The organism is Cronbergia sp. UHCC 0137 (assembly GCF_034932285.1).
Lineage (GTDB): Bacteria > Cyanobacteriota > Cyanobacteriia > Cyanobacteriales > Nostocaceae > Cronbergia.
In genome coordinates this window covers 9,218-30,223 of the sequence record NZ_JAYGHC010000006.1, presented here as the reverse complement: position 1 = coordinate 30,223, position 21,006 = coordinate 9,218, and the positions used below count along the sequence as shown (strand labels likewise).

The following is a 21,006-nucleotide window of genomic DNA, read 5'->3' as shown; positions in this document are numbered from 1 at the left end:
ACGATTTTATCAAGAAGCAAAAGAAGAAGGAAGACAGGAAGGATGGGAAGAAGTAAGACAAGAAGCAAGAGAAGAAGGAAGAAAAGAAGGTAGACGCAAAGTTAAATTAGAGTTAATACCCCATTTGATAGAATTAGGTTTAACTAAAGAACAAATGGCAAAAGTTTTAAATTCTAGTATTGAAGAAATCACAGAGATGATCCAAGAACTGCATCAAAAATAATAACCAATTTAATCTGGGACTCTGCGAAAAACAAAAATAATGACATCATCAACACCAGAAAGTTTATCTAAATTTGTCAATTTCTGTAACCAACACATTACCGGACAAGAACGCAAAGAAGCGCAAACATTTCTAGACCGATTTTTTCGAGCATTTGGACACGAAGGTGCATTAGAAGCTGGTGCGACTTACGAAGAAGCAATTAAGAAAAGTAGTAAAACTGGGAAAACTGGCTTTGCTGATTTAGTTTGGAAACCCCGCGTTTTAATTGAGATGAAAAAACGGGGAGAAGATTTAAGTAAACATTATTCCCAAGCCTTTGATTATTGGACGCGGTTAGTACCAAATCGTCCTAAATATGTGATTTTGTGTAACTTTGATGAATTTTGGATATTTAATTTTGATATTCAATTAGATACACCTGTAGATAAAATTCCCCTAGAATTACTACCAGAACGGGCGGGAGCGTTGGCATTTATGGAATTAGGGCAAAAAACGCCTGTATTCCAAAATAACCAGGTAGAGGTAACAGAACGCGCAGCTAGACGCATGGGAGAATTATTATTAGAATTAGAAAATAGGGGAATAGAAAAATTAACAGCACAGCGTTTTATATTACAATGTGTGTTAGCGATGTTTGCAGAAGATAGACAACTTTTAACCCGTGATATTTTCATTTCTTGTGTACAAGATTGCATGAATGGTGGAAGTTCTTATGATGTTTTGGGTGGTTTATTTAGGGAAATGAATCAACCTGGAATTACACCAACAGGACGTTATCAAGGAGTAGATTATTTTAATGGAGGTTTATTTTCTCGAATTGATGCAATTGAGTTAACCAGAGAAGAATTAAATTTTTTAGATGTTTCAGCACGAGAAAATTGGAGTAAGGTACGTCCCGCTATTTTTGGGAATTTATTTGAAGGAACGGTAGATAAAAAAGAACGTCACGCAAGAGGTATTCATTATACTTCCGAAGCGGATATCATGAAAATTATCCGTCCCACAATTGGCCGTTATTGGGAAGATAGAATAGAGGAAGCAAGTACAGTTAAAGAACTTTCTAAATTACAAATAGAATTACAAAGTTATCGAGTTTTAGACCCGGCTTGTGGTTCTGGTAATTTTCTTTATTTAGCTTATCAGGAATTGAAAAGAATTGAAATATTGCTTTTAGAAAAAATTCAATCTTTAAGTAAATCAAAAGATAAACAAATGCAAATGGGTTTGGTGACACCTTTGCAATTTTACGGAATGGATACAAATCCCTTTGCGGTGGAATTAGCGCGGGTGACTTTGATGATAGCGAGAAAGATTGCAATTGATAACTTTAGTTTAACTGAACCTGCATTACCATTGGATAGTTTAGATCATAATATTGTTTGTCAAGATGCGTTATTTAGTGAATGGGTAAAAGCAGATGCAATTATTGGAAATCCGCCATTTTTAGGTGGTAAAAAACTACGAATAGAATTAGGAGATGAATATACAGAAAAAATATATCAAGCTTTTCCAGAAGTAAAAGGACAACCAGATTTTTGTGTATTTTGGTTTAGGAAATCTCATGATTTACTTCGTGATAAAGGAAGAGGAGGGTTAGTTGCTACAAATTCTATTACTCAGGTTTCAGGTAGAAAAGCAAGTTTAGATTATATTGTCAGTAATGGTGGAATTATCCATGATGCAATTTCTAGTCAAGTTTGGTCTGGAGACGCTGCTGTTCATGTTAGTATCGTCAACTGGACAACAGCAAAACAAAGACAAAATTTTTTGGATAATTTTGAAGTTACCTTTATTACTGCTTCGTTAAAAAGTGAGATATCAGTTACAACTGCTGTAAAACTACAAGCAAATAAAAATTTTTCTTTTGAATCTTGTGCGCTTGGTGGAAAAGGCTTTATAATATCCGAAGAAGAAGCTAAAGAATGGATTAAAATTGATTCTAAAAATGCAAATATTTTAAAGCCAATGATTGATGGTAAAACTTTAATTAATCCCTATTTAAAATTATATTGGGTAATTGATTTCAATAACTTATCAATAGAGGAAGCAAGTGAATATCAATTACCTTTTCAGCGTGTCCAGGAGAAAGTTCAACCAGAAAGAAACAAAAACCGTAGAGACGCAAGAAGAATTAATTGGTGGAAATTTGCTGAAAAAAGACCAGCTATGAGACAAGCGATATCTTCTTTATCTTGTTATTTTGCTTTACCAAAAATTGCTAAATGGGTAATTTTTACACCTGTAGATATTTCCATTTTACCATGTGAAGCTAATATGGTAATTGCATCAGATGATTTTTATATTCTGGGTATTCTCACATCTAATATACATAGAATTTGGGTAAAAGCGCAAAGTTCAACTTTAAAAGGTGACACTCGTTACACTAATACAACGTGTTTTGAAACCTTTCCCTTTCCCCAAACAGCAGATATTCAAATAGTCGAAAAAATCCGCACCAAAATGGAAGAACTACATCAATATCGTACCCAACAAATGGAAACAAAACAATGGGGAATCACCACACTATATAATAAATTCCTCAACGAACCAACTAGCCAACTTTATAAACTACATCAACAATTAGATAAACTGGTAATGGAAGCTTATAAATTGAACCCAGAAGATGATATTTTAGAAAAACTGCTCAAATTAAATTTAGAACTAGCCGAAAAAGAAAAACAGGGAATAAAAATAATTGGACTTTGGACACCCAACCATAGTAAATAACTGATAAGTTCGTATTTGCACTTTTTTTTATGTGCTAGACAAAGATAATTATATCCTTGATCTAACATTAATTTTGTTAGGTTTCACTTTGTTTTAGCCAACCTACGAAATTCACCATCCCCATGTTCCTGGTTCACCTTTAAATGGTCCAACAATATCCGCAGTTATCCACCCTCCATAAAAATCACCAGATTGGGGTTTTACTAGCTCATCATTTACATAACAAGCATCCATTAAAACTGCGATAAAACCATAGTATTCTTGAATGGGAAGAAAGTTTGGGGTTGGATCAAAATATCTCCAAGCAGCATATTTTAAAAGTTTATCACCAATCTTGATATCATAATATTGATATGCACCTTTCCACTCACAGATATTTTTCTTTGGTGTTTCAATTAAATATTCTAATTTAATGTCTTCTGGGGGGAAGTAATAGGTAGGAGGATGACTGGTTTCTAAAACTCTTTTTCCTCTGGTGGTTTCTGCTAAAACAACACCATTACAAATCACTTTCAGGTGTTTATCGGTATCTTGTAAAATTGCTGGACGGGGGTAGTCCCAAACTGATTCTTGTCCTGGCTGTGGGGGGATGGGATTTGGTCTCATCATGATTTTTCTTCCATTAATTGTTTTTTTCACGCAGAGGCGCAGAGGCGCAGAGGCGCGGAGAGAAATAGAGTTATTATTTAATGATCTTATCCCAGAATTAAGCAAGACCGGAATTTTTATCATTACTTAATTTATCGGAGTTGTTGATGTAGTTCTAAAACGCCTTCTTCTAGACGAAGTAAACTATCTTGAGTATCATCAGGAAAGCGATCGCACCCAATGTCAGGATATACCGAACCCCTATCTGAATCACCAACTACCACTGGTTTTCCTTTACTGGCAAAATGGGCGATCAACAAAACTTAACTAATTGCCTAATTTACCAATGTGACAGTACAAATATTTAAATCTTGTTTTCTGAATGCTGGTAAAAAATCAACTAGACTTGACAAAGAATCAATCCAAACCATCCTTTTTCATCTGTCCAAGTTTTTACAGTTTTCAATTCTTTGCTTTCCATTTGTTTTGCCATAGTTGCTAAATTAAACTTCCTAGAAATTTCTGTTAATATACTTTCTCCTTCTGCAAAAAACACCTTTAAATCCAAAGCTGCTAAAGTTACCCAATGGCTTTTTTGACAATGTAAATACATTTCAATTTGATTATCAATCTGATTATAAACCGCTTGATGTCTAAACAAATTGATATCAAAATTCCCTTGAAAACGCCAATTTAAATGAGAAAGCATATTCAAATTAAAGGCAGCAGTCACACCTTGACTATCGTTATAAGCTGCTTCTAAAATGTCCTTGGGCTTTTGTAAGTCAATACCCAATAAAAAGAAATCTCCAGGTTGTAAAGTGTGAGAAACTTGATTTAAAAAATTATCGCATTCTTCTGGATTGAAATTACCTAATGAACTTCCCAAAAAAAACAACATCCGCGACTGTAAATAATTAGATTCTAAATGAACTAAGGCTTGTTCATAAGTTCCCAGTAAACCATGAATTGCGATGTCAGGATATTTCTTCTGTAACTGTAAAACGCTGGTTTTGAGAATACCTCCACTCACGTCAATAGGAAGATATCTACAAGAATCAGCAATTTTTTGATAAGCAGTTAACAAAGCTTGTGTTTTTGTAGAACTACCACTACCTAACTCTATTAATTCACAGCAATTTGTTATTTTTGCAATTTCATCCGCATATTCATTTAAAATCCATGCTTCTGTGCGGGTGGGATAATATTCTGGTAATTCACAGATTTTCTCAAACAATAGAGAACCATGATCATCATAAAAATATTTCGGAGATAAGGTTTTGGGAATTTGAGTTAATCCCTTAATTACATCTTCTCCATCATCTCTTAACTCTTGATAATGATGGTCTAAAACTGTTAATGGTTGAGCAATCATTGTTTTAATCCTCTCTGTTAATTCTGTTTGTTAGATCAATAAGATACCCAACTTCTTTTTTATCTTTCTTGTCAAGAAATTAATCTTAGAAGTCGGGAATATAAATGTTGTATTTAATCCAAACTTTCAGCAATTCTAAAACCAACGTGCTGATAGAAATAGGGACGAAACCAGTTCCGATAACAAGGTAAAGCCATTGTACCATTTGTTGCCCAAGAACCACCAAGCATCATTTGATGTTTACTATCAAAAAAAGGTGCAGATTGATCTTCATAAAGATAATGAGTTTGAAATCCTGGTAATGGGTAAAATTTACTAGATAACCATTCCCAAACATTACCCCGTAAATCAAAAATACCAGATTTGTTAGTTTCGGAAAACATCCCTACGGGGGAAGGAGAAATAAATTGGATGTTGAGATTATAATTTTTTTCCACACTAAAGTCTTCAGATACTTGTAAAGCCCTATTCCATTCTCCTTCTGTCATTAAACGCAGATTTTTATTTTGTTGTTTACCTTTCCAGGAACAGTAAGCGATCGCTTCATAATAGTTGACTTCTACAGGCCAATCTAAAGGTAAATCTAGCTGATCAAATACTGCCCGATAACGGTAATTACCATTGTTTTCTAATATCCAAAATTTTGGATATTGAACATTATATAATTTTTTCCATTTCCAAGATTCAACATTCCAATAATCAGCATTTTCATAACCACCAGCTTGCACGAATTGTAAAAATTCGCCATTAGTAATTAAATTCTGACTGGCTAAAAATGGTTTAACTTCTACTTCTAAACTACCATATTCACTATCCCAACCGAAAGTAAAATCATTATCTTTTTTACCTAATTTCACCACACCACCGGGTATTTCCCGCATTTGATGATCAAGAGTTTTCCCATTTGTAGGTGCATAATTCCAATCTTGGGGACGTTGTAATTTATCCACAGGTAATTGACGCAGTAGCATAGATGAAGTTTCAAAATGAATACGACTATGCTCAATTCCCATCAATAAAGCCCAGAGGGAATGTTGGGGATGAATAGGCAGATTTAAAGGTGTATTTTCAATAACTTTAGTAATTTCTGCTTTGGCTTTTTCTCGATATTGCCAAACTTGAGAAACATCAGGCCAGATGATATCTTTTGTAGCGTTTTCTAAATCTGCTGGTGTTTCTGGATCAACGCCAACTTCAAACAAAATTTCAAATTGGGGATTGATGCGATTTGCGAGTAAACCAACCCGGATTAATTTGTTGATGTAAAAAACTGCTGAATGTCCAAGGTAGAAAATTAATTTGTTTCTTAAAGGATCGGGATTGAGGTAAAATGTATCTTTGCTAATTAAAGTCTTGAAAAGTGTTTCTTCTAAGTTCCACGAGTTCTCAAAGTAATTGAGTAGCGTTTGGCAATTGCAATCATTAAGTTTGGGGACTTGAGCAGATGCCAGTTGATTAATTTTGGCCTTGGGAATTGTTTGCATGGACTTAAATTAAATTCTGCAAAAAAAATATATATCTACCGAAAAGCAGATATTTTCCAACATTTTCATGCCATTTATTTAAATAGCCTATTTTGGTACACTTTTTTCACTTTTAACCAAAATTTAACTATTTTGGCATTTTTAATAAAGAAAAGTTAAGATATCCGTTTTTATCTAACAATTTATCTGTGATATTTCTCAATATAGATTACTATATAGCTTAATTTTATGACTTACAAGTATCAGCTTGTCTGTAAAAATCAGGAGAAAATTCATGCGCTATCGAGTTCGTGCTATTGTTCTCGCTGGTGTAGTCTGTGCATTCGCATTATGGACTGCACCAGGAAGAACAGAAGAAAAAGCAGCAGAAGAAGCAAAAGTTGAGAAAATTCAACCTGCTGCTGGAGATCCTCAATTTGCAGTGACGACTCAAGATCCTACTGTTCCTATTGACGAACTGCAACTATTAGTTAAGCCATTAACATTAGAAGAACTGCAAAATGAATCAGTGGCTTGGTTGATTTTACTAAAAGATAAAGTTCAAAAAATCAGTAATGCAGAAATAGCTATTAAACGGCAAAATCTCAGCATCAACAAACAGAAAGAAGCATCTGATTCCTTAAACAACTCACAGGAAGCCCTGAAAGCAGCGGAAGAACAACTCAAAACAGCCGCTCCTGGATCTCCAGAATATGAAGAAGCTACAAAAAAATTAGAAGCAGCCAAAGAAGAACTAAAAAAAGGACAGGAATCTATTCAGGAAGCTAAAGAAGCTAAAAAAGATATTCAACAGGATGATACCTTAAAAAAAGCCATCGAAAAAGCTAAGGAAACAGGAGAATTAGATAAAGCTAAAGAAGCATTAGATCAAGCCAAAAAACAGCGAGAAGAATTAACTGCTGGTTCATCTGCATACAATGATACTACAAAAAAAATTGATAAATTAGATGCAGCAATCAAAACTTTTGAAGAAGCCCAAACCAAGGAAAAAGAAGCTGTTCCCGATTCTCCAGAATTTAAAGAAGCAACTAAAAAGCTAGATGCAGCCCAAAAATCTCTCAAGCAAGTGAGAGAAGAAATAGAAGGGATTAAAACTCCAGATGCTACTAAGAAATCTTCCCAAGATTTAAATAAAGCTGCAACTGTTTTAGATAATACCAAAATTGAAGGTGATGGTAGTACGAAAGTAGCCGGATCAGTTGATACTGTTAACAATAAAGAAAGTCTCAAAACTAAGGGAGGCAAACTAGAAAAAGCCGCAGATCAATTAGATAAAAATGCAGAAGCAGAAGCGAAATTAAAAAATCAACTCGTAGCTAACGTTACAGAATTGCAATCAGATCGAACCGCCATAGTTGATAGATTCAAAGTTGTGCTTGCAGAGTTAGAACGCAAAGGAGGAGATCCTAAAGCTTATCAACAATATATCGAAGCCATCAGCATAGTTGCAGTTGATTTAAAAGACGCTGAAGGGGCTGGAGTGCGCTTGGTAAGTTGGGTAAAATCAGGAGAAGGCGGCTTGCGTTGGGCAGCGAATATCGGTAAATTTGTCGGTATTGTTATTGCTTCTACCATTGTTTCTCAAATTCTAGGAATTATCCTCAATCGCTCCTTAAAACGGATTGGGGGTGCATCTGAATTATTGCGCCAGTTTACAGTCATGGTTATCAAACGTGGTGGTGTTATCGTCGGTATCATGTTGGCACTAACAGCACTAGAAGTCAGCCTTGGTCCAATTTTAGCCTTGCTTGGGGGTGCGAGTTTCGTGTTAGCTTTTGCCTTACAAAACAATTTGGGTAACTTTGCTAGTGGTTTGATGATTATGTTTAACAAACCATTTGATATTGGTGATGAAGTCAAAGTTGGGGGTATTTGGGGTTATGTAGATTCTATCTCTCTAGCCAGCACCAAAATAAAAGGTTTCACTGGTCAGATGTATATTATGCCCAATAATAATGTTTGGGGAGGGATGATAGAAAATCTGACTCATGCAGAAATTCGTCGTGTGCAGATTTGGTTGCGGATTAGTTTTAACGAAGACTTACAGCGTGTCCAAAATTTGCTGATGGAAGTTATTAAATCCCACCCAAAAATTCTGGAAGATCCCAAACCAGGAAAGTTTCTTTGGTCGGTTGAAGATTACTATTTTTCCGTTGGTATTGGTGGCTGGACTAAAACAGAAGATTTTTGGGGAGTTCATGAAGATGTGATTCAGATGATTCAGGAACGGTTTCAGCAAGAAAATATTCAGATGTCAGCAATTCCTGAACGCAATCTTTATTTACCACAAACTAAGAATCAAATCCCTAATTCGGTTGCGGAAATAATCTCACAATCTCTGGCAGCAGAAAGACCCGTAACAACTTAACCATTTTCATTGATTCTAGGACTTACGCACTGTACAAAATGCAGATGATATGTATGAACGAAATTACCTAGTTTCAGACTTTTAGAACCGTCTATTAGTGTGGTGCGTCAGATAGATAAAATCTGCTAGATGCTCAATTATCGGGTCTGACGCACCCTACAACCCAATACTGCTCGGTTAAGCAAATTTGTGAACCGAAAACCCCTGTAGAGCCGAGAATCCCTACCCATGGAACGTCTCTACACTCCTTAACCGAGAAGTATTGCCCTACAACCCACATTTAGTATGAGTAAATATACTTTGAAAGCCTTGTTATCATTGGATTGTAGATAATTACAAAAATTCAAAAAATACCTGCCGAATGTGGGCTTGACGCAATTACGTTTTCTGATTAATTTTGCACGACTACTTAGACATTGATTGCACTAATCAGGTTTTACATTCAATGCGTATTCCTTGAACCTTTCCAAATCTGCTTGAATTGTAGACTCTACCACCTTTCCCAAAAACAGATTATCCATGATTTTACCAAGAATGCCAGGGATAGCATAGGAAACCGTCATTTTAACAATGCTGGTATTCTGACGGTCATAAAAGCGAATTGCACCTTGATTTGGTAAACCATCAACCGATTCCCATTGAATAATTTGATTGGGAATAACTTTGAGAATGCGAGATTTCCAGCTAAAATCCAACCCCCCGGTACTCAGTTTCCATAGAGATATTTCTGGATTATCGGGTAAAATTTTCACCGAATCAATCCATTTCATCCACCGGGGCATTTGCTCTAAATCAGACCACAGACTCCATACTAAATCTATAGGCGCTTCGACTTCCACCTGCACACTATGCTCTAAGAAATCTGACATATCTGGCTTTTTCCTTTGTGGTTTGTTGCTTATTTTTTCACAGTTTCGAGAATCACTTTCGCGGCTTGTCTTCCAGAAATTGTTGCTCCTTCCATACTGTCAATATAGTCCTGTTGTGTGTAACTACCTGCTAAGAAAAAATTAGGTATGGGGGTTTTTTGGTCAGGACGATAAACATCCATACCTGGGGCTTCGCGGTAGAGAGACTGAGCCAGTTTAACTACACTATACCAGGTCATGTTTAAATCTCTTGACGAGGGGAACAATTCATGCACTTGCTTGAGGACGTGTTGAGCGATCGCTTCGTTACTTTGCTTAATAAAAGGATCTCCCGGTGTCAATACCAACTGTAACAAAGATCCTTCCCCTGGTCGGTAATAATCGCTGGGGCTAGTCAAAGCCAAATCAGCAAAACAAGAAAAGTCAGCGTCGGCAGTATATAACAAATTATCTATTCCTACCGCCTCATTTAGCTGTTTCCGCCTTTGCTCATCCCCCAATTCTGTCACCCAACCATCAAATCGTAGTTGAACTGTAGCGACTGGAACAGCATCAAGTTTATATATATTGTCAAATTCTGACCATTTGCGCCACGCTTGGGGCAATACTCGCTGGATTCCTGGCACGTCACAGGCACATAGGTAAGCATCGGCAGTGATCACTTCTTCTCTCTCACCATTGGCAACTAAAATACCAGTTACGCGGGTTTCTTCCCCTGATTCAGCAAATTCAATTTCCCGCACTTGCCGTCGTGTGTATATTTTTGTGCCTCTAGCTTCTAAATATGCCACAATGGGCTTGTGTAAATATTCGTGGGGTGAACCTTCCAGCATTCGCAAAATTGAAGCTTCAGTTCTGACTGCAAAAAACTGGAAAATTGTCAACATACAACGGGCGGAAATATTGTCGCAATCAATAAAACCGAGAGCGTAGGCAATGGGATTCCACAGACGTTTAATGCTACCTTTGCTCCCACCGTGACTATAGAACCAGTCAGCAAAGCTAATTTTATCTAACTTGCGGATAGTTTTCATTGCTCCATCAAAGTCTACCAAACCTTGAACTATGGGGCTAGTTCCCAGAGCGATCGCATTTTGTAATTTATCCTGTAGAGAAAGTTGGGAAGTAGTGAAAAATGCCTTTAATCCATTAAAAGGCGCGCCAGTGAAGAAGCGAAAATCTAAAGCACCAGTCTTTCCACCTTTGTTGATAAAAGTGTGAGAATGTTCTTTCAGGCGTAAATTTTCCCCTGCTCCCACCTTCTCCATCAACTCAAATAAATTGTAGTAGCAGCCGAAAAAAACGTGCAGCCCCATTTCAATATGGTTGCCATCTCCATCGACCCAACTACCAACTTTTCCCCCCACAAATGGACGAGATTCAAAAATTTCAACTTCACAACCCGCATCAGCTAAATCCACGGCAGTTGCTAGTCCAGCTAGTCCCGCACCTACAATTGCAACACGCATTCCCTCGTTCCTTTATGGCTTACGCCATGCTGCGCTATCAGTTTCTTTACAAATTGTAACTGGGTTAGTCACGGAATTTCCTAGTTGTGAGGAGAAACCTAGATTTAAAGAAGGATAAAGGATTCAATGATTAAATGAGCATTTTTAGCCTTTATCCTCCTGAATTTATACTTTTTCTTTATTTTCCTCCAATACGGGTAAACTTCTAATCAATTCCCTAATCACATCAGTAGCAGGTCTACCAGTGTGCTGGCAATATTGCTCCAGTTTTTCGGCTTCCTGTGTAGCTAAATTGACGGTTATACGTTTAACGGCCCATTTTTTATTTGTCATTATCATGCAAGTGGATGTATATTAACATTTTCAAAGTAGTGTAGCTGCAAGAAGAAAAGATGAAACTCTGGGCATAGAACTCATAGAACTAGCAGAGTAATTAATTTTATTAAAAATTTTCCTTCTGTCAACTGGTTAAAGCATTCATAATCACCCTATAAGATATAACACAGTAACAGACTCTTGTTACCTTGTCCAATTAGAATTTTTGACCGCATCCAGTATAATTTTATCCTGATGTTATTTTTTTCTCCTTTCTGTGAGGGATAGTTGGAAGGTAAACGGTGTTATTTAGGAGTACCAAAATTTAATCAGTATGTCAGGCGATCGCTCTCGTTACTGGTTTTAAATACTACTTATAAATGATACTATTATTTACGGTAAGCTCGCACATTCGTCCTATTATCTAGTAAAAGCTGTCTGAATCAGGATTTCCAGGATTTAAGGATTTACAGGATGAAAAATACTGGTAAAATATGTAATAATTGATTAGTCAGCCAATTAGCATTTTTCAAAGTTGATGCAGTTTGAGTGGGACGAAGCGAAGAATTTAGAAAACATCCGTAAACATCAAATTGACTTCGCAGACGTTTCTGAAATGTTTGATAGTCCAATGCTGATTGAGGAAGATGAACGTTTAGGCTTTTTGAGAAACGGGGTGGCTGTTGTTATTTGGACTGACAGACAGAGTGATGTAATGAGAATTATTTCAGCACGAAAGGCAAATCGTTATGAACGAAAAAAAATTTGAACAATATCTCACGGACTAATTGGCAAGCTTTAGATTCAATGTCAGACGAGGATATTGACTATTCTGATATTCCCCCATTGACCGATGAGTTTTTTGAAAAAGCAATTCTGCAAATTTCCCCAGCACAAGCAAAGAATATTATTCAACTAGAACCTGATGTAATAGCTTGGTTTAAAGCTAAAAATAAAGACTATCAAACAGCTATTAATGAAATTTTACGTCGTCATATTGAAAGTAGTGGTAATAAACAATCTGCTTGATCAATTATAGTGTTGGTGAGGAGGAGCACCCTGCTTAAAATTGGTTACAATTAAATAAGAATTATTAGAATACAAGGAGAAAAATTAATTATACGAAGTATTAGAGTTCCTTCTGGCATTGGTAAAGATGGACTTTTACAGATTCATTTACCGCAAGCAATAGAAGGAACGGAATTAGATATTATTCTTGTTTATGAAACAGCATCACCAAAGCAAAACACAACAAAGCTGAGTGATTTTTATGGTTGTATTCAGGATGAAACATTTATCAGATATCCACAACCGTGAATTACAATCAGAACATTGGGAAATTGTCTGAATCAGGATTTAAGGATTTACAGGATGGAAAACTAATATATTGTGTGTTATTCTTGTATGGATTGTCACAATACTTTAATCATCTCTTAGGAAGTTATCAAAAATGAATATGCGTGATTTATTCCCTGGCTATTATCAACCCACAAAGCAAGAGTTTGATGAATTATGGAAAGAATGTATTTTTTCTTTTGATACAAATGTTTTATTGCATATCTATCGTTACTCTCCTAAAACAAGAGAAAGATTGTTTGATATTCTTGAAAAGCTTCAGGAAAGAATTTGGATTCCGCATCAAATTGGTTATGAATTTCATAAAAATCGCTTAACTGTGATATCTGATCAGTCTAAGGCTTATGATAAAATCAGTAAGATATTAGAAGAAAATTTAAAAATAGACAAAATAGGATCACTGAAAAAAGAGTTGGAGACATATAAAAAACATTCCACAATTGAAATAAAAGAAATTATAGAAAAGATTGAAACATCAATTAAAGAGGTTAATAAATCTCTCAAAAATAATTTATATGACTTAAAACAAAAGCATCCTGATCTGTCAAAACAAGATATATTTCAAGCTCAAATAATTGAGATACTAAATGGCAGGATTGGTAATCCATACTCTGACCTACTTTAAGAAGATCAAGCTTTACTCCAAATAAAATTGAAAAGATTGCAACTTCCTACTTATACTGTCTTTGGCACTTTTACCAAAAGTCGAGAATATGACATTGAAGAACAACTAATAAATTTACAAAAATTGCAACGTCTTTTTGAAGAGAAAATAGCAGAATTAGAATAAAATAAAAGAAGCGAAAAGTTAAAAAGTATTCCTTATCTCTATTTCTTCCTTTGTACTATTCACGGTTCGTTACTTACCCAATTTCAATACTAATGTCAAAACGATAAAACTTATACAAATATTATAAATTTCCTGTATTTATATCTTTTACCCAACAAACAAACTTGCATCAACGTAAAAAAATTCCCCTAACATTTCAGCTTGTTCTCGCGTCACTCCTACCACACCATTAATCACCTGAGAAACCAACTCACTCGAACCCAAAACAGGAACTAAATCACTTATTTCTAAATCCCTCGCTTCCAATAAATGCAAAATTCTGGAACGAGGAGTAGAAACATTTAGCTGATAATGCTGACTTTCAAAATCCTCAATTAGTCTTACTAATAACTCCAACAAAGCATTTTCTTCTGCTGTCAGATGAGAACGAGAAAGCAAATCTTCTACAACTGCCAAAAACAGATCATTTTCTTCCTCAGTCTTGATAACTCGCGGTTTATACTGTGAGAGTAATTTACTGTAAACTTCTAAATCAAAAGTAAGGGTTATTTTTCCAGTAGTCTTTGTCATATTCTGCATGAGTTAAGACATATTTAATATAGATCACCTGTTTCTCATAATCAATACTAACAATTAAACGGTATTTATTGCCTTTAATATTAAAAACCGTCAAATTACCAACGGCTTCAGCTTTGGGATAAACAGATTGTACCTCTATTAAATTATCCCAATTAGCTTTACTAGCAATAAAATACCAGTCATCAAGAGATCCACAACAGTCTGCGTGTTCCTGACAATATTCTCTGAGCTTTTTCCGGCTGATAACGTGCATTAAACTGTGATTTTAACTTTTACAGCCAATAGTTTTATAGATTAGCCTCAATAATATCATGTTCTCAAAATTAGATGAAGTGCGATCGCCATAGTCAACAAGCGGTAAAATTAGCATTGGTAAATTGCAACCTCAACTCTTCCCACTCTGGTAGCCATTTCCAAATATCTTCCTCTCGCTCTATTTTCTTAAAAATTTGGTCTAAAAAATCTGGAATTGGACTATTAACTCCTGATGCTTTTGCTTGAAAACCAAAGTCTTTTAATTTGTTTTCCATACCACATAATAAATCCTTACCAGCAAAAAAAGTGAGGTAGTTGTCAAAATGAAATCCACCAGGACTAAAAGATGGAAGTAACTCTGCAAATTTTTCTAAAACAGCATCTACTGTGATTATACGATCACCTTTGTCCCGTTGAACTATTTCTCGTATTTTTGTTTGACAATCTTCTTGATTTTTACGCTTGGGAAAGCGATGTTCTGAACCAAAGACTTTTTGAATTGGTTCACCCCAAGAATTTGTAAACCTAAAGTAATGCAGAGCATAACGAGCGGCTGTATAGGTTGCAATTTCTCTTGCAACTTCATCTAAAGCTGTACGGTATGAATCCATAGATGGAATTTTATTTCTGATAGTACGCTGTACAACTACTGGGTCAATTAAATAATTTTCTATCTCTTTTCTTTCCCATTTCCAACCTATCTGTACTTCTTCATAGTTGTAGGCAAGCGGTGAATTTGTAGGAGTAAAATTATAGTTATCAAAATCACGATCAACTATTCCAGCTAAATTTGGTACGACTTCTCTATCAGGAATAATCTTTTCCATAAAACTTTTTCCTCCAAGAGGTCTAATTTCACATTTCGGTAAAATTTGACGAAGAAGTCTTATATCATAACTACCAGAGTTGCCCTCACAATAAAGAACGCTTACAGACACAAAACTCCTCCTGATAGCCGATATATGTCACTTTCACTAATGACATTGCTTACAGCTTCGGAATGGGTTGTGATAATGAATTGACAAGTTGGTGCAATTCTCATTAATTGACCTGTAAGAAATTGAGATGATGAGGGATGTAGATTTAAGTCTATTTCATCAATTAAGACAACTGAATATGCAATTTGCTGTCTAACAAACTCGTAGAGGATAGGAAATATTGATTGTTCACCAGCAGACATTTCAGCAACGTCATAAGTTCGATTTCCATCATTGAGTAAGAAATATGTAATTTCTTCTGTGGGAGAGTCTAAACTGGGAAGTTCCTCTAAATATTCTGCAAAGCAACGGTCAGGAAATACCTTTTTATATAGTTTTTCTAGCTGCTTCAAATAATCATTTTCATAATTAATTCCCGCTTCTTGCTTGCGTTTCCAACGAATTAGATATTGTCGTAAACGACCAACACCCAATTCAAAAGAAGTTTCACTTCTTAGTTCTTTGTTACCTTCTCCTGCTTCCTGACTTGGAGTTCCTAAATTCCGAAACTGATCAAACCAAAAAATTCCCGGTAGTTGAGAAAAGTAATGTCTAACTGATTGATCACCACGATTAATAAAACTTTGTGCGTAATAGCGTCCTCGAAACTGAGCGCGTTCTGCTTGTGTGTTATCGCCAACCTTCCAATGTTCTCCATTTAAGATAACTTTAACAACACGACTATTTCCTGGTACAATAAATGGATCGGGACGAAAATCTGGTGGTAGAGAATGATACCAAATTTTAGCAATTTCACGAGTTGCTTCTAGTTCTTCTTCTTCAAACGATACTTCTAATTCAATTCTTGGTGTTCCCCATCTCCAGTAACGTCCAGGTAAAAAGCCAATCCAATCGAAATCAGAAACTTTTTGAATGCGTCCAGTTGCTAATGCTAATGGTAACGCTATAGCCTGCAATAATGTTGTTTTGCCAGAACCATTATCACCTAGAATTAGAAAGCGATCGCTAACTTCATCAAGGATTTTGTTTTTAAAAGAAACCCTCAAATCTTGAATTTTTTTGAAGTTCTGAATATAAATTGATTCTACCTTCATTTGTCAGTCGCTTTTTTGGGTTAATTACACTGATTATATCTTCATAATCATGGTTTTAGCGAGTTTACCTGCTAAAAAGCGATCGCTATAGTCAACAAGCGGTAAAATTAACATCCATCCTCACTTGCACCTGTGAACTCCATGCTTTGCGATTACCTAGTTCAAATTCTGACGGCTCGTGTATATGATGTTGCTCAGGAAACACCGCTAGAATACGCGCCTAATTTATCTACCCGCATCAATAATAAACTCCTACTGAAACGAGAGGATATGCAATCAGTCTTCTCCTTTAAGCTGCGGGGAGCATATAACAAAATGGCCAACCTATCCCCCGACTTACTACAACAAGGAGTGATTGCAGCTTCGGCTGGAAACCATGCTCAAGGTGTGGCTTTGGCTGCTACTAAATTGGGAACTAGAGCTATTATAGTTATGCCTGTCACCACTCCCTTAATGAAGGTCAACGCAGTGAAAGCACGGGGGGGCGAGGTAGTTTTATATGGCAATACCTATGATGACGCTTATGCTCACGCTCGTCAACTAGAAGCCGAAAAAGGGTTAACCTTTATTCATCCCTTCGACGATCCCGAAGTGATCGCCGGACAGGGTACAATTGGGATGGAAATTTTACGCCAATATCAACAACCCATTCATGCTATTTTTATCGCCATTGGTGGGGGTGGTTTAATTTCCGGTATTGCAGCCTATGTTAAACGGTTGCGTCCCGACATCAAAATTATTGGTGTCGAACCAGTGGACGCAAACGCCATGTATCAATCTATTCAAGCAGGTCATCGGGTGCGGTTGTCTCATGTTGGTTTGTTTGCAGACGGCGTTGCAGTGCGGGAAGTGGGAGAAGAAACATTTCGCTTATGTCAGCAATATGTAGATGAAATTATTTTAGTGGATACTGATGATACTTGTGCAGCCATTAAAGATGTTTTTGAAGACACCCGTTCTATTTTAGAACCTGCGGGAGCGTTGGCTGTGGCTGGTGCTAAAGCTTATGTAGAAAGAGAAAAAATTCAAGGTGAAACCCTCATCGCTGTAGCTTGCGGTGCTAATATGAACTTTGACCGCTTGCGTTTCGTGGCAGAACGGGCAGAATTTGGAGAACGTCGAGAAGCCATCTTTGCAGTCAGGATTCCCGAAGAAAGAGGTAGTTTAAAAAAGTTTTGTGAATGTATTGGTAGCCGCAACCTCACAGAATTTAATTATCGCATTGCTGACCAAAAAGAAGCACATATTTTTGTCGGTGTGCAAATTGAAAATCGTGCCGATGCTGCTAAAATGGTGGCAACCTTTGAAGCCAACGGGTTAAAAACCATAGATTTGACAGACGACGAATTAACAAAACTGCACCTGCGACACATGGTAGGTGGACATTCCCCTCTGGCTGATCATGAATTACTTTACCGCTTTGAGTTTCCAGAACGTCCCGGTGCTTTAATGAAATTTGTCACCTCCATGTCCCCCCACTGGAATATTAGTCTGTGTCACTACCGCAACAATGGCGCAGACTATGGACGCATTGTGGTAGGAATGCAAGTACCACCCCACGAAACCGAAGAATGGCAAGCTTTTCTTGATACCCTTGGTTATGGTTATTGGGACGAAAGCCAAAATCCTGCTTATAAGTTGTTTTTAGGTTAACTTAAATTTTTTCCTTTGCGCCTTTGCGCCTAACGCACTTTCGTGCTTCGCTTCGCTGGTGCGTGAGACAAAAAAAATGTACTTCAATGTAAAGTAAATTAAAAACAGGAAATCAAACATAAACTGATGAATGCAATGTCTACGACGGGCTACGCCAACGCCACCATTCTTGCATCAATTATTACCGAACAAAATGCTGTTGTACCTTGGGAAAACCTCGAACTTAGTCAGCAACAACGTATCCAACAGGCGATAATCTCCCCAAATCCCCCCAGTTGCCTTGTATATCCCCATACTCAAGCCCAACTAGCAGAAGTTATCGCCACCGCTAACCGCAATAACTGGCGAGTTCTTCCCTGTGGTAGCGGTAGTAAACTTCATTGGGGTGGGTTAGCTAAAAATATTGATATTGTCGTCAGTACAGAACGGATTAATCAATTAATAGAACACGCCGTTGGTGATTTGACTGTTACCGTCGAAGCAGGAATGAAATTTTCCCAACTTCAGGAAATTCTAGCAAAATCTGGACAAGCGATCGCTCTCGACCCAGCCACACCAAAATCAGCTACCATTGGCGGTATCGTCGCCACATCTGATACAGGTTCTCTACGTCAACGTTATGGCGGTGTCCGTGACCAACTACTAGGTATAACTTTTATCCGTGCTGATGGACAAATCGCTAAAGCCGGTGGAAGAGTAGTTAAAAATGTCGCCGGTTACGACTTAATGAAACTATTCACCGGTTCTTATGGCACATTAGGGATAATAAGTCAAGTAACTTTTCGTGTTTATCCCCTACCGGAAACATCAGGAACAGTGGTATTAACTGGTAAACTAGACGCTATATCCCAAGCCGCTAAAACTCTCCGCAATTCCGAATTAACACCCACCCAAGCTGATTTATTATCCAGTAAGTTAGTCTCGATGTTAAATTTAGGTACGGAAATGGGTTTAATTACCCGATTCCAAAGTATTAGCGAAAGTGTGGAAGAACAATCAAAACGACTTTTAGCCGTTGGACAACAGCTAGGCTTAAATGGGGTAATTTATTCAGCCGAAAACGAAGCTGATTTATGGCAACGATTACCAGAACAAATACATTCTATCCCCACAAATTCTCAAATTACGTGCAGAATAGGAGTATTACCTTCTGCTGCTGTGGAGGTCATGAATCAAATAGAACTCGGTTTAATTCACATTAGCAGTGGGTTGGGTATAGTGCAGTTAAATAATCAAAGTCAGATTTTAGCTTTGCGTGATTTATGTCAGTCTCATTCCGGCTTTTTGACAGTTTTAGCTGCACCACTAAGTTTAAAATCAAATATAGATGTGTGGGGATATATGGGTAATGGTTTGGATTTGATGCGGGGGATTAAGGAACAGTTTGATGGTAATTATATTTTAAGTCCTGGTCGATTTTTGGGTGGGATTTAGGAAGTAAGTTTAATGAACTGCAAAGACACGTTTGCGATAACGTTGCGTAGGAAAGGGAAGAGGGAGAAAAGGTTTAATGGAAGTTTCAGATAATATTGCTAGTTTAAAGAATTTAAAGGGTTTTGATCAAATTCATCCACCTGAACCAAAGTTAATTGATAGTTGTGTTCACTGTGGTTTTTGTCTCTCTACTTGTCCCAGTTATCGGGTACTTGGTAAGGAGATGGATTCTCCCAGGGGACGGATCTATTTAATGGATGCTATTAATGAAGGTGAAATTGCTCTGAATACGGCAACGGTTGAACATTTTGACTCTTGTTTGGGATGTCTTGCTTGTGTTTCAACTTGTCCTTCTGGTGTGCAGTATGATAAGTTAATTTCGGCAACTCGTCACCAGGTTGAACGCAATTATAACCGCAGTTTACCAGATAAGTTAGTCCGGCAATTACTATTTTCTCTGTTTCCCAATCCTGATCTTTTAAGGATGTTACTATTTCCATTATTAGTATATCAAAAGTTGGGTTTATCTAAGTTAGTTCAAGGTACTGGATTACTTAAAAAGATATCCCCCCGTTTGGCAGCAATGGAATCAATTCTACCACAAATTACCCTCAAATCATTTCAAGATAATTTACCAGATGTGATTTCTGCAAAGGGTAAAAAACGCTATCGTGTAGGAGTGATTTTAGGTTGTGTACAACGTTTGTTTTTCTCTCCTGTGAATGAAGCAACTGTGAGAGTGTTAACCGCAAATGGTTGTGAGGTGATTATTCCTAAATCTCAAGGTTGTTGTGCTGCACTTCCTGAACACCAAGGACAAACAGAACAAGCAAAGGCTTTAGCAAGACAAATGATTGATAGTTTTGCTGATACTAATGTAGATGCAATTATTATTAATGCTGCCGGTTGTGGTCACACTTTGAAAGAATACGGTCACATTTTAGCAGATGATCCAGAATATCGAGAAAAGGCAGAAGAATTTGCTGCTAAAGTTAAAGATGCTCAAGAATTTTTAGCAAATGTCGGTTTAACTGCTAAACTTTCACCACTAACTGATAAACCTTTAAAGTTAGTTTATCAAGATGCTTGTCATTTATTACATGGACAGAAAATAAGTGTCCAACCCCGTCAGTTATTACGACAAATTCCTGGTGTAACTTTAAAAGAACCAATAGACGCAGCTTTATGTTGTGGTAGTGCGGGTGTTTATAATATGTTGCAACCAGAGGTAGCTGAGGAATTGGGTAAACAAAAAGCCCAGAATTTATTAAATACTGGTGCTGATTTAATTACTTCTGCCAATCCTGGTTGTACTTTGCAAATTACCAAATATTTACAAGGTAAAAATATTTCTGTTTTACATCCAATGGAGTTGTTAGATTATGCAATTAGAGGAGTAAAATTGGATATTTAACCTAAGAGGGTGTTTGAAAAGTCTAATTTATACAGTTTTTGTAGGTTGGGTTAAGCGACAGCGCAACCCAAC

The 21,006-nt window shown here is 36.7% G+C and carries 21 protein-coding genes; 10 read left to right on the top strand and 11 right to left on the bottom strand.

Annotation, left to right across the window (positions count from 1 at the left end; all coding sequences use genetic code 11):
- Together VB711_RS04150 and VB711_RS04145 are read left to right on the top strand one after the other, a co-directional pair.
- On the top strand, positions 1 to 223 hold a 223-nt coding region (locus VB711_RS04150), incomplete at its 5' end, for a hypothetical protein (RefSeq protein WP_323284463.1).
- A gap of 39 nt (positions 224 to 262) precedes the next feature.
- Complete coding sequence (locus VB711_RS04145) at positions 263 to 2,953, top strand: DNA methyltransferase (RefSeq protein ID WP_323284462.1); 2,691 nt, start codon at positions 263 to 265, stop codon at positions 2,951 to 2,953.
- 111 nt (positions 2,954 to 3,064) lie between these two features.
- On the opposite strand, the gene VB711_RS04140 is transcribed toward VB711_RS04145, so the two are convergent.
- The 4 genes from VB711_RS04140 to ovoA all read right to left on the bottom strand — a co-directional run bounded on the left by VB711_RS04140 (position 3,065) and on the right by ovoA (position 6,400).
- Positions 3,065 to 3,559 (bottom strand): DUF427 domain-containing protein, encoded by a 495-nt coding sequence (locus VB711_RS04140; RefSeq protein ID WP_323284574.1) that lies wholly within the window; start codon positions 3,557 to 3,559, stop codon positions 3,065 to 3,067.
- A 134-nt stretch (positions 3,560 to 3,693) separates the two neighbouring features.
- Entirely contained in the window at positions 3,694 to 3,825 is a 132-nt protein-coding gene (locus tag VB711_RS04135) for a hypothetical protein (protein ID WP_323284461.1), read from the bottom strand.
- A 116-nt stretch (positions 3,826 to 3,941) separates the two neighbouring features.
- Positions 3,942 to 4,916 (bottom strand): L-histidine N(alpha)-methyltransferase, encoded by a 975-nt coding sequence (egtD, locus tag VB711_RS04130; RefSeq protein WP_323284459.1) that lies wholly within the window; start codon positions 4,914 to 4,916, stop codon positions 3,942 to 3,944.
- A gap of 113 nt (positions 4,917 to 5,029) precedes the next feature.
- Positions 5,030 to 6,400: a 5-histidylcysteine sulfoxide synthase gene (gene ovoA / locus VB711_RS04125; RefSeq protein ID WP_323284458.1), complete on the bottom strand. Its 1,371-nt coding sequence runs from the start codon at positions 6,398 to 6,400 to the stop codon at positions 5,030 to 5,032.
- A gap of 274 nt (positions 6,401 to 6,674) precedes the next feature.
- Between ovoA and VB711_RS04120 the strand changes: the two genes are divergently transcribed.
- Positions 6,675 to 8,768: a mechanosensitive ion channel family protein gene (locus VB711_RS04120; RefSeq protein WP_323284457.1), complete on the top strand. Its 2,094-nt coding sequence runs from the start codon at positions 6,675 to 6,677 to the stop codon at positions 8,766 to 8,768.
- A 425-nt stretch (positions 8,769 to 9,193) separates the two neighbouring features.
- Here the strand turns inward: VB711_RS04120 and VB711_RS04115 are convergent, their stop codons facing one another.
- From VB711_RS04115 to VB711_RS04105, 3 genes are all read right to left on the bottom strand, one after another.
- The gene (locus VB711_RS04115) at positions 9,194 to 9,637 is read right to left on the bottom strand and encodes an SRPBCC family protein (protein WP_323284456.1); all 444 of its coding nucleotides are present in this window, start codon (positions 9,635 to 9,637) and stop codon (positions 9,194 to 9,196) included.
- Between the two features lie 29 nt (positions 9,638 to 9,666).
- On the bottom strand, positions 9,667 to 11,106 hold the full coding sequence (gene zds, locus VB711_RS04110; RefSeq protein ID WP_323284455.1) for a 9,9'-di-cis-zeta-carotene desaturase: 1,440 nt from the start codon (positions 11,104 to 11,106) through the stop codon (positions 9,667 to 9,669).
- 165 nt (positions 11,107 to 11,271) lie between these two features.
- The gene (locus tag VB711_RS04105; protein ID WP_323284453.1) at positions 11,272 to 11,445 is read right to left on the bottom strand and encodes a CopG family transcriptional regulator; all 174 of its coding nucleotides are present in this window, start codon (positions 11,443 to 11,445) and stop codon (positions 11,272 to 11,274) included.
- A gap of 514 nt (positions 11,446 to 11,959) precedes the next feature.
- On the opposite strand from VB711_RS04105, the gene VB711_RS04100 reads away from it, so the two are divergent.
- The 4 genes from VB711_RS04100 (at position 11,960) to VB711_RS04085 (ending at position 13,567) form a co-directional block, all read left to right on the top strand.
- Positions 11,960 to 12,190, top strand: a complete 231-nt coding sequence (locus VB711_RS04100) for a BrnT family toxin (RefSeq protein WP_323284452.1) — start codon at positions 11,960 to 11,962, stop codon at positions 12,188 to 12,190.
- A complete protein-coding gene (locus VB711_RS04095; protein WP_323284451.1) occupies positions 12,187 to 12,450 on the top strand; it encodes a BrnA antitoxin family protein in 264 nt (87 codons plus the stop codon). Before VB711_RS04100 ends, VB711_RS04095 begins: the two co-directional genes overlap by 4 nt.
- Positions 12,451 to 12,871: 421 nt before the next feature.
- Positions 12,872 to 13,402: a PIN-like domain-containing protein gene (locus VB711_RS04090; protein WP_323284450.1), complete on the top strand. Its 531-nt coding sequence runs from the start codon at positions 12,872 to 12,874 to the stop codon at positions 13,400 to 13,402.
- Positions 13,403 to 13,429: 27 nt separating this feature from the next.
- Positions 13,430 to 13,567 (top strand): hypothetical protein, encoded by a 138-nt coding sequence (locus tag VB711_RS04085; RefSeq protein ID WP_323284449.1) that lies wholly within the window; start codon positions 13,430 to 13,432, stop codon positions 13,565 to 13,567.
- Positions 13,568 to 13,714: 147 nt separating this feature from the next.
- On the opposite strand, the gene VB711_RS04080 is transcribed toward VB711_RS04085, so the two are convergent.
- The 4 genes from VB711_RS04080 to VB711_RS04065 form a co-directional block, all read right to left on the bottom strand.
- The gene (locus tag VB711_RS04080) at positions 13,715 to 14,137 is read right to left on the bottom strand and encodes a transcriptional regulator (protein WP_323284448.1); all 423 of its coding nucleotides are present in this window, start codon (positions 14,135 to 14,137) and stop codon (positions 13,715 to 13,717) included.
- The gene (locus tag VB711_RS04075) at positions 14,100 to 14,399 is read right to left on the bottom strand and encodes a type II toxin-antitoxin system HigB family toxin (RefSeq protein WP_323284447.1); all 300 of its coding nucleotides are present in this window, start codon (positions 14,397 to 14,399) and stop codon (positions 14,100 to 14,102) included. Before VB711_RS04075 ends, VB711_RS04080 begins: the two co-directional genes overlap by 38 nt.
- Positions 14,400 to 14,493: 94 nt before the next feature.
- Entirely contained in the window at positions 14,494 to 15,228 is a 735-nt protein-coding gene (locus VB711_RS04070; RefSeq protein WP_416233557.1) for a hypothetical protein, read from the bottom strand.
- Positions 15,229 to 15,329: 101 nt separating this feature from the next.
- Entirely contained in the window at positions 15,330 to 16,433 is a 1,104-nt protein-coding gene (locus VB711_RS04065; RefSeq protein WP_323284445.1) for an AAA family ATPase, read from the bottom strand.
- Positions 16,434 to 16,565: 132 nt separating this feature from the next.
- On the opposite strand from VB711_RS04065, the gene ilvA reads away from it, so the two are divergent.
- From ilvA to VB711_RS04050, 3 genes are all read left to right on the top strand, one after another.
- Complete coding sequence (ilvA, locus tag VB711_RS04060) at positions 16,566 to 18,086, top strand: threonine ammonia-lyase, biosynthetic (RefSeq protein ID WP_323284444.1); 1,521 nt, start codon at positions 16,566 to 16,568, stop codon at positions 18,084 to 18,086.
- 126 nt (positions 18,087 to 18,212) lie between these two features.
- Entirely contained in the window at positions 18,213 to 19,520 is a 1,308-nt protein-coding gene (locus tag VB711_RS04055) for an FAD-binding oxidoreductase (RefSeq protein WP_323284443.1), read from the top strand.
- A 76-nt stretch (positions 19,521 to 19,596) separates the two neighbouring features.
- The gene (locus VB711_RS04050) at positions 19,597 to 20,934 is read left to right on the top strand and encodes a (Fe-S)-binding protein (RefSeq protein ID WP_323284442.1); all 1,338 of its coding nucleotides are present in this window, start codon (positions 19,597 to 19,599) and stop codon (positions 20,932 to 20,934) included.
- Positions 20,935 to 21,006 lie beyond the last annotated feature (72 nt).

What these genes read in the sequence shown, in the direction of transcription:
- VB711_RS04140 (WP_323284574.1), bottom strand. Translation starts at nt 3,559, where the DNA reads ATGAGACCAAATCCCATCCCCCCACAGCCAGGACAAGAATCAGTTTGG.
- VB711_RS04070 (WP_416233557.1), bottom strand. Translation starts at nt 15,228, where the DNA reads ATGGAAAAGATTATTCCTGATAGAGAAGTCGTACCAAATTTAGCTGGA.
- VB711_RS04105 (WP_323284453.1), bottom strand. Translation starts at nt 11,445, where the DNA reads ATGATAATGACAAATAAAAAATGGGCCGTTAAACGTATAACCGTCAAT.
- egtD (WP_323284459.1), bottom strand. Translation starts at nt 4,916, where the DNA reads ATGATTGCTCAACCATTAACAGTTTTAGACCATCATTATCAAGAGTTA.
- ovoA (WP_323284458.1), bottom strand. Translation starts at nt 6,400, where the DNA reads ATGCAAACAATTCCCAAGGCCAAAATTAATCAACTGGCATCTGCTCAA.
- VB711_RS04120 (WP_323284457.1), top strand. Translation starts at nt 6,675, where the DNA reads ATGCGCTATCGAGTTCGTGCTATTGTTCTCGCTGGTGTAGTCTGTGCA.
- VB711_RS04075 (WP_323284447.1), bottom strand. Translation starts at nt 14,399, where the DNA reads ATGCACGTTATCAGCCGGAAAAAGCTCAGAGAATATTGTCAGGAACAC.
- VB711_RS04100 (WP_323284452.1), top strand. Translation starts at nt 11,960, where the DNA reads ATGCAGTTTGAGTGGGACGAAGCGAAGAATTTAGAAAACATCCGTAAA.
- VB711_RS04090 (WP_323284450.1), top strand. Translation starts at nt 12,872, where the DNA reads ATGAATATGCGTGATTTATTCCCTGGCTATTATCAACCCACAAAGCAA.
- VB711_RS04065 (WP_323284445.1), bottom strand. Translation starts at nt 16,433, where the DNA reads ATGAAGGTAGAATCAATTTATATTCAGAACTTCAAAAAAATTCAAGAT.
- zds (WP_323284455.1), bottom strand. Translation starts at nt 11,106, where the DNA reads ATGCGTGTTGCAATTGTAGGTGCGGGACTAGCTGGACTAGCAACTGCC.
- VB711_RS04115 (WP_323284456.1), bottom strand. Translation starts at nt 9,637, where the DNA reads ATGTCAGATTTCTTAGAGCATAGTGTGCAGGTGGAAGTCGAAGCGCCT.
- VB711_RS04055 (WP_323284443.1), top strand. Translation starts at nt 18,213, where the DNA reads ATGAATGCAATGTCTACGACGGGCTACGCCAACGCCACCATTCTTGCA.
- VB711_RS04080 (WP_323284448.1), bottom strand. Translation starts at nt 14,137, where the DNA reads ATGACAAAGACTACTGGAAAAATAACCCTTACTTTTGATTTAGAAGTT.
- VB711_RS04050 (WP_323284442.1), top strand. Translation starts at nt 19,597, where the DNA reads ATGGAAGTTTCAGATAATATTGCTAGTTTAAAGAATTTAAAGGGTTTT.
- VB711_RS04145 (WP_323284462.1), top strand. Translation starts at nt 263, where the DNA reads ATGACATCATCAACACCAGAAAGTTTATCTAAATTTGTCAATTTCTGT.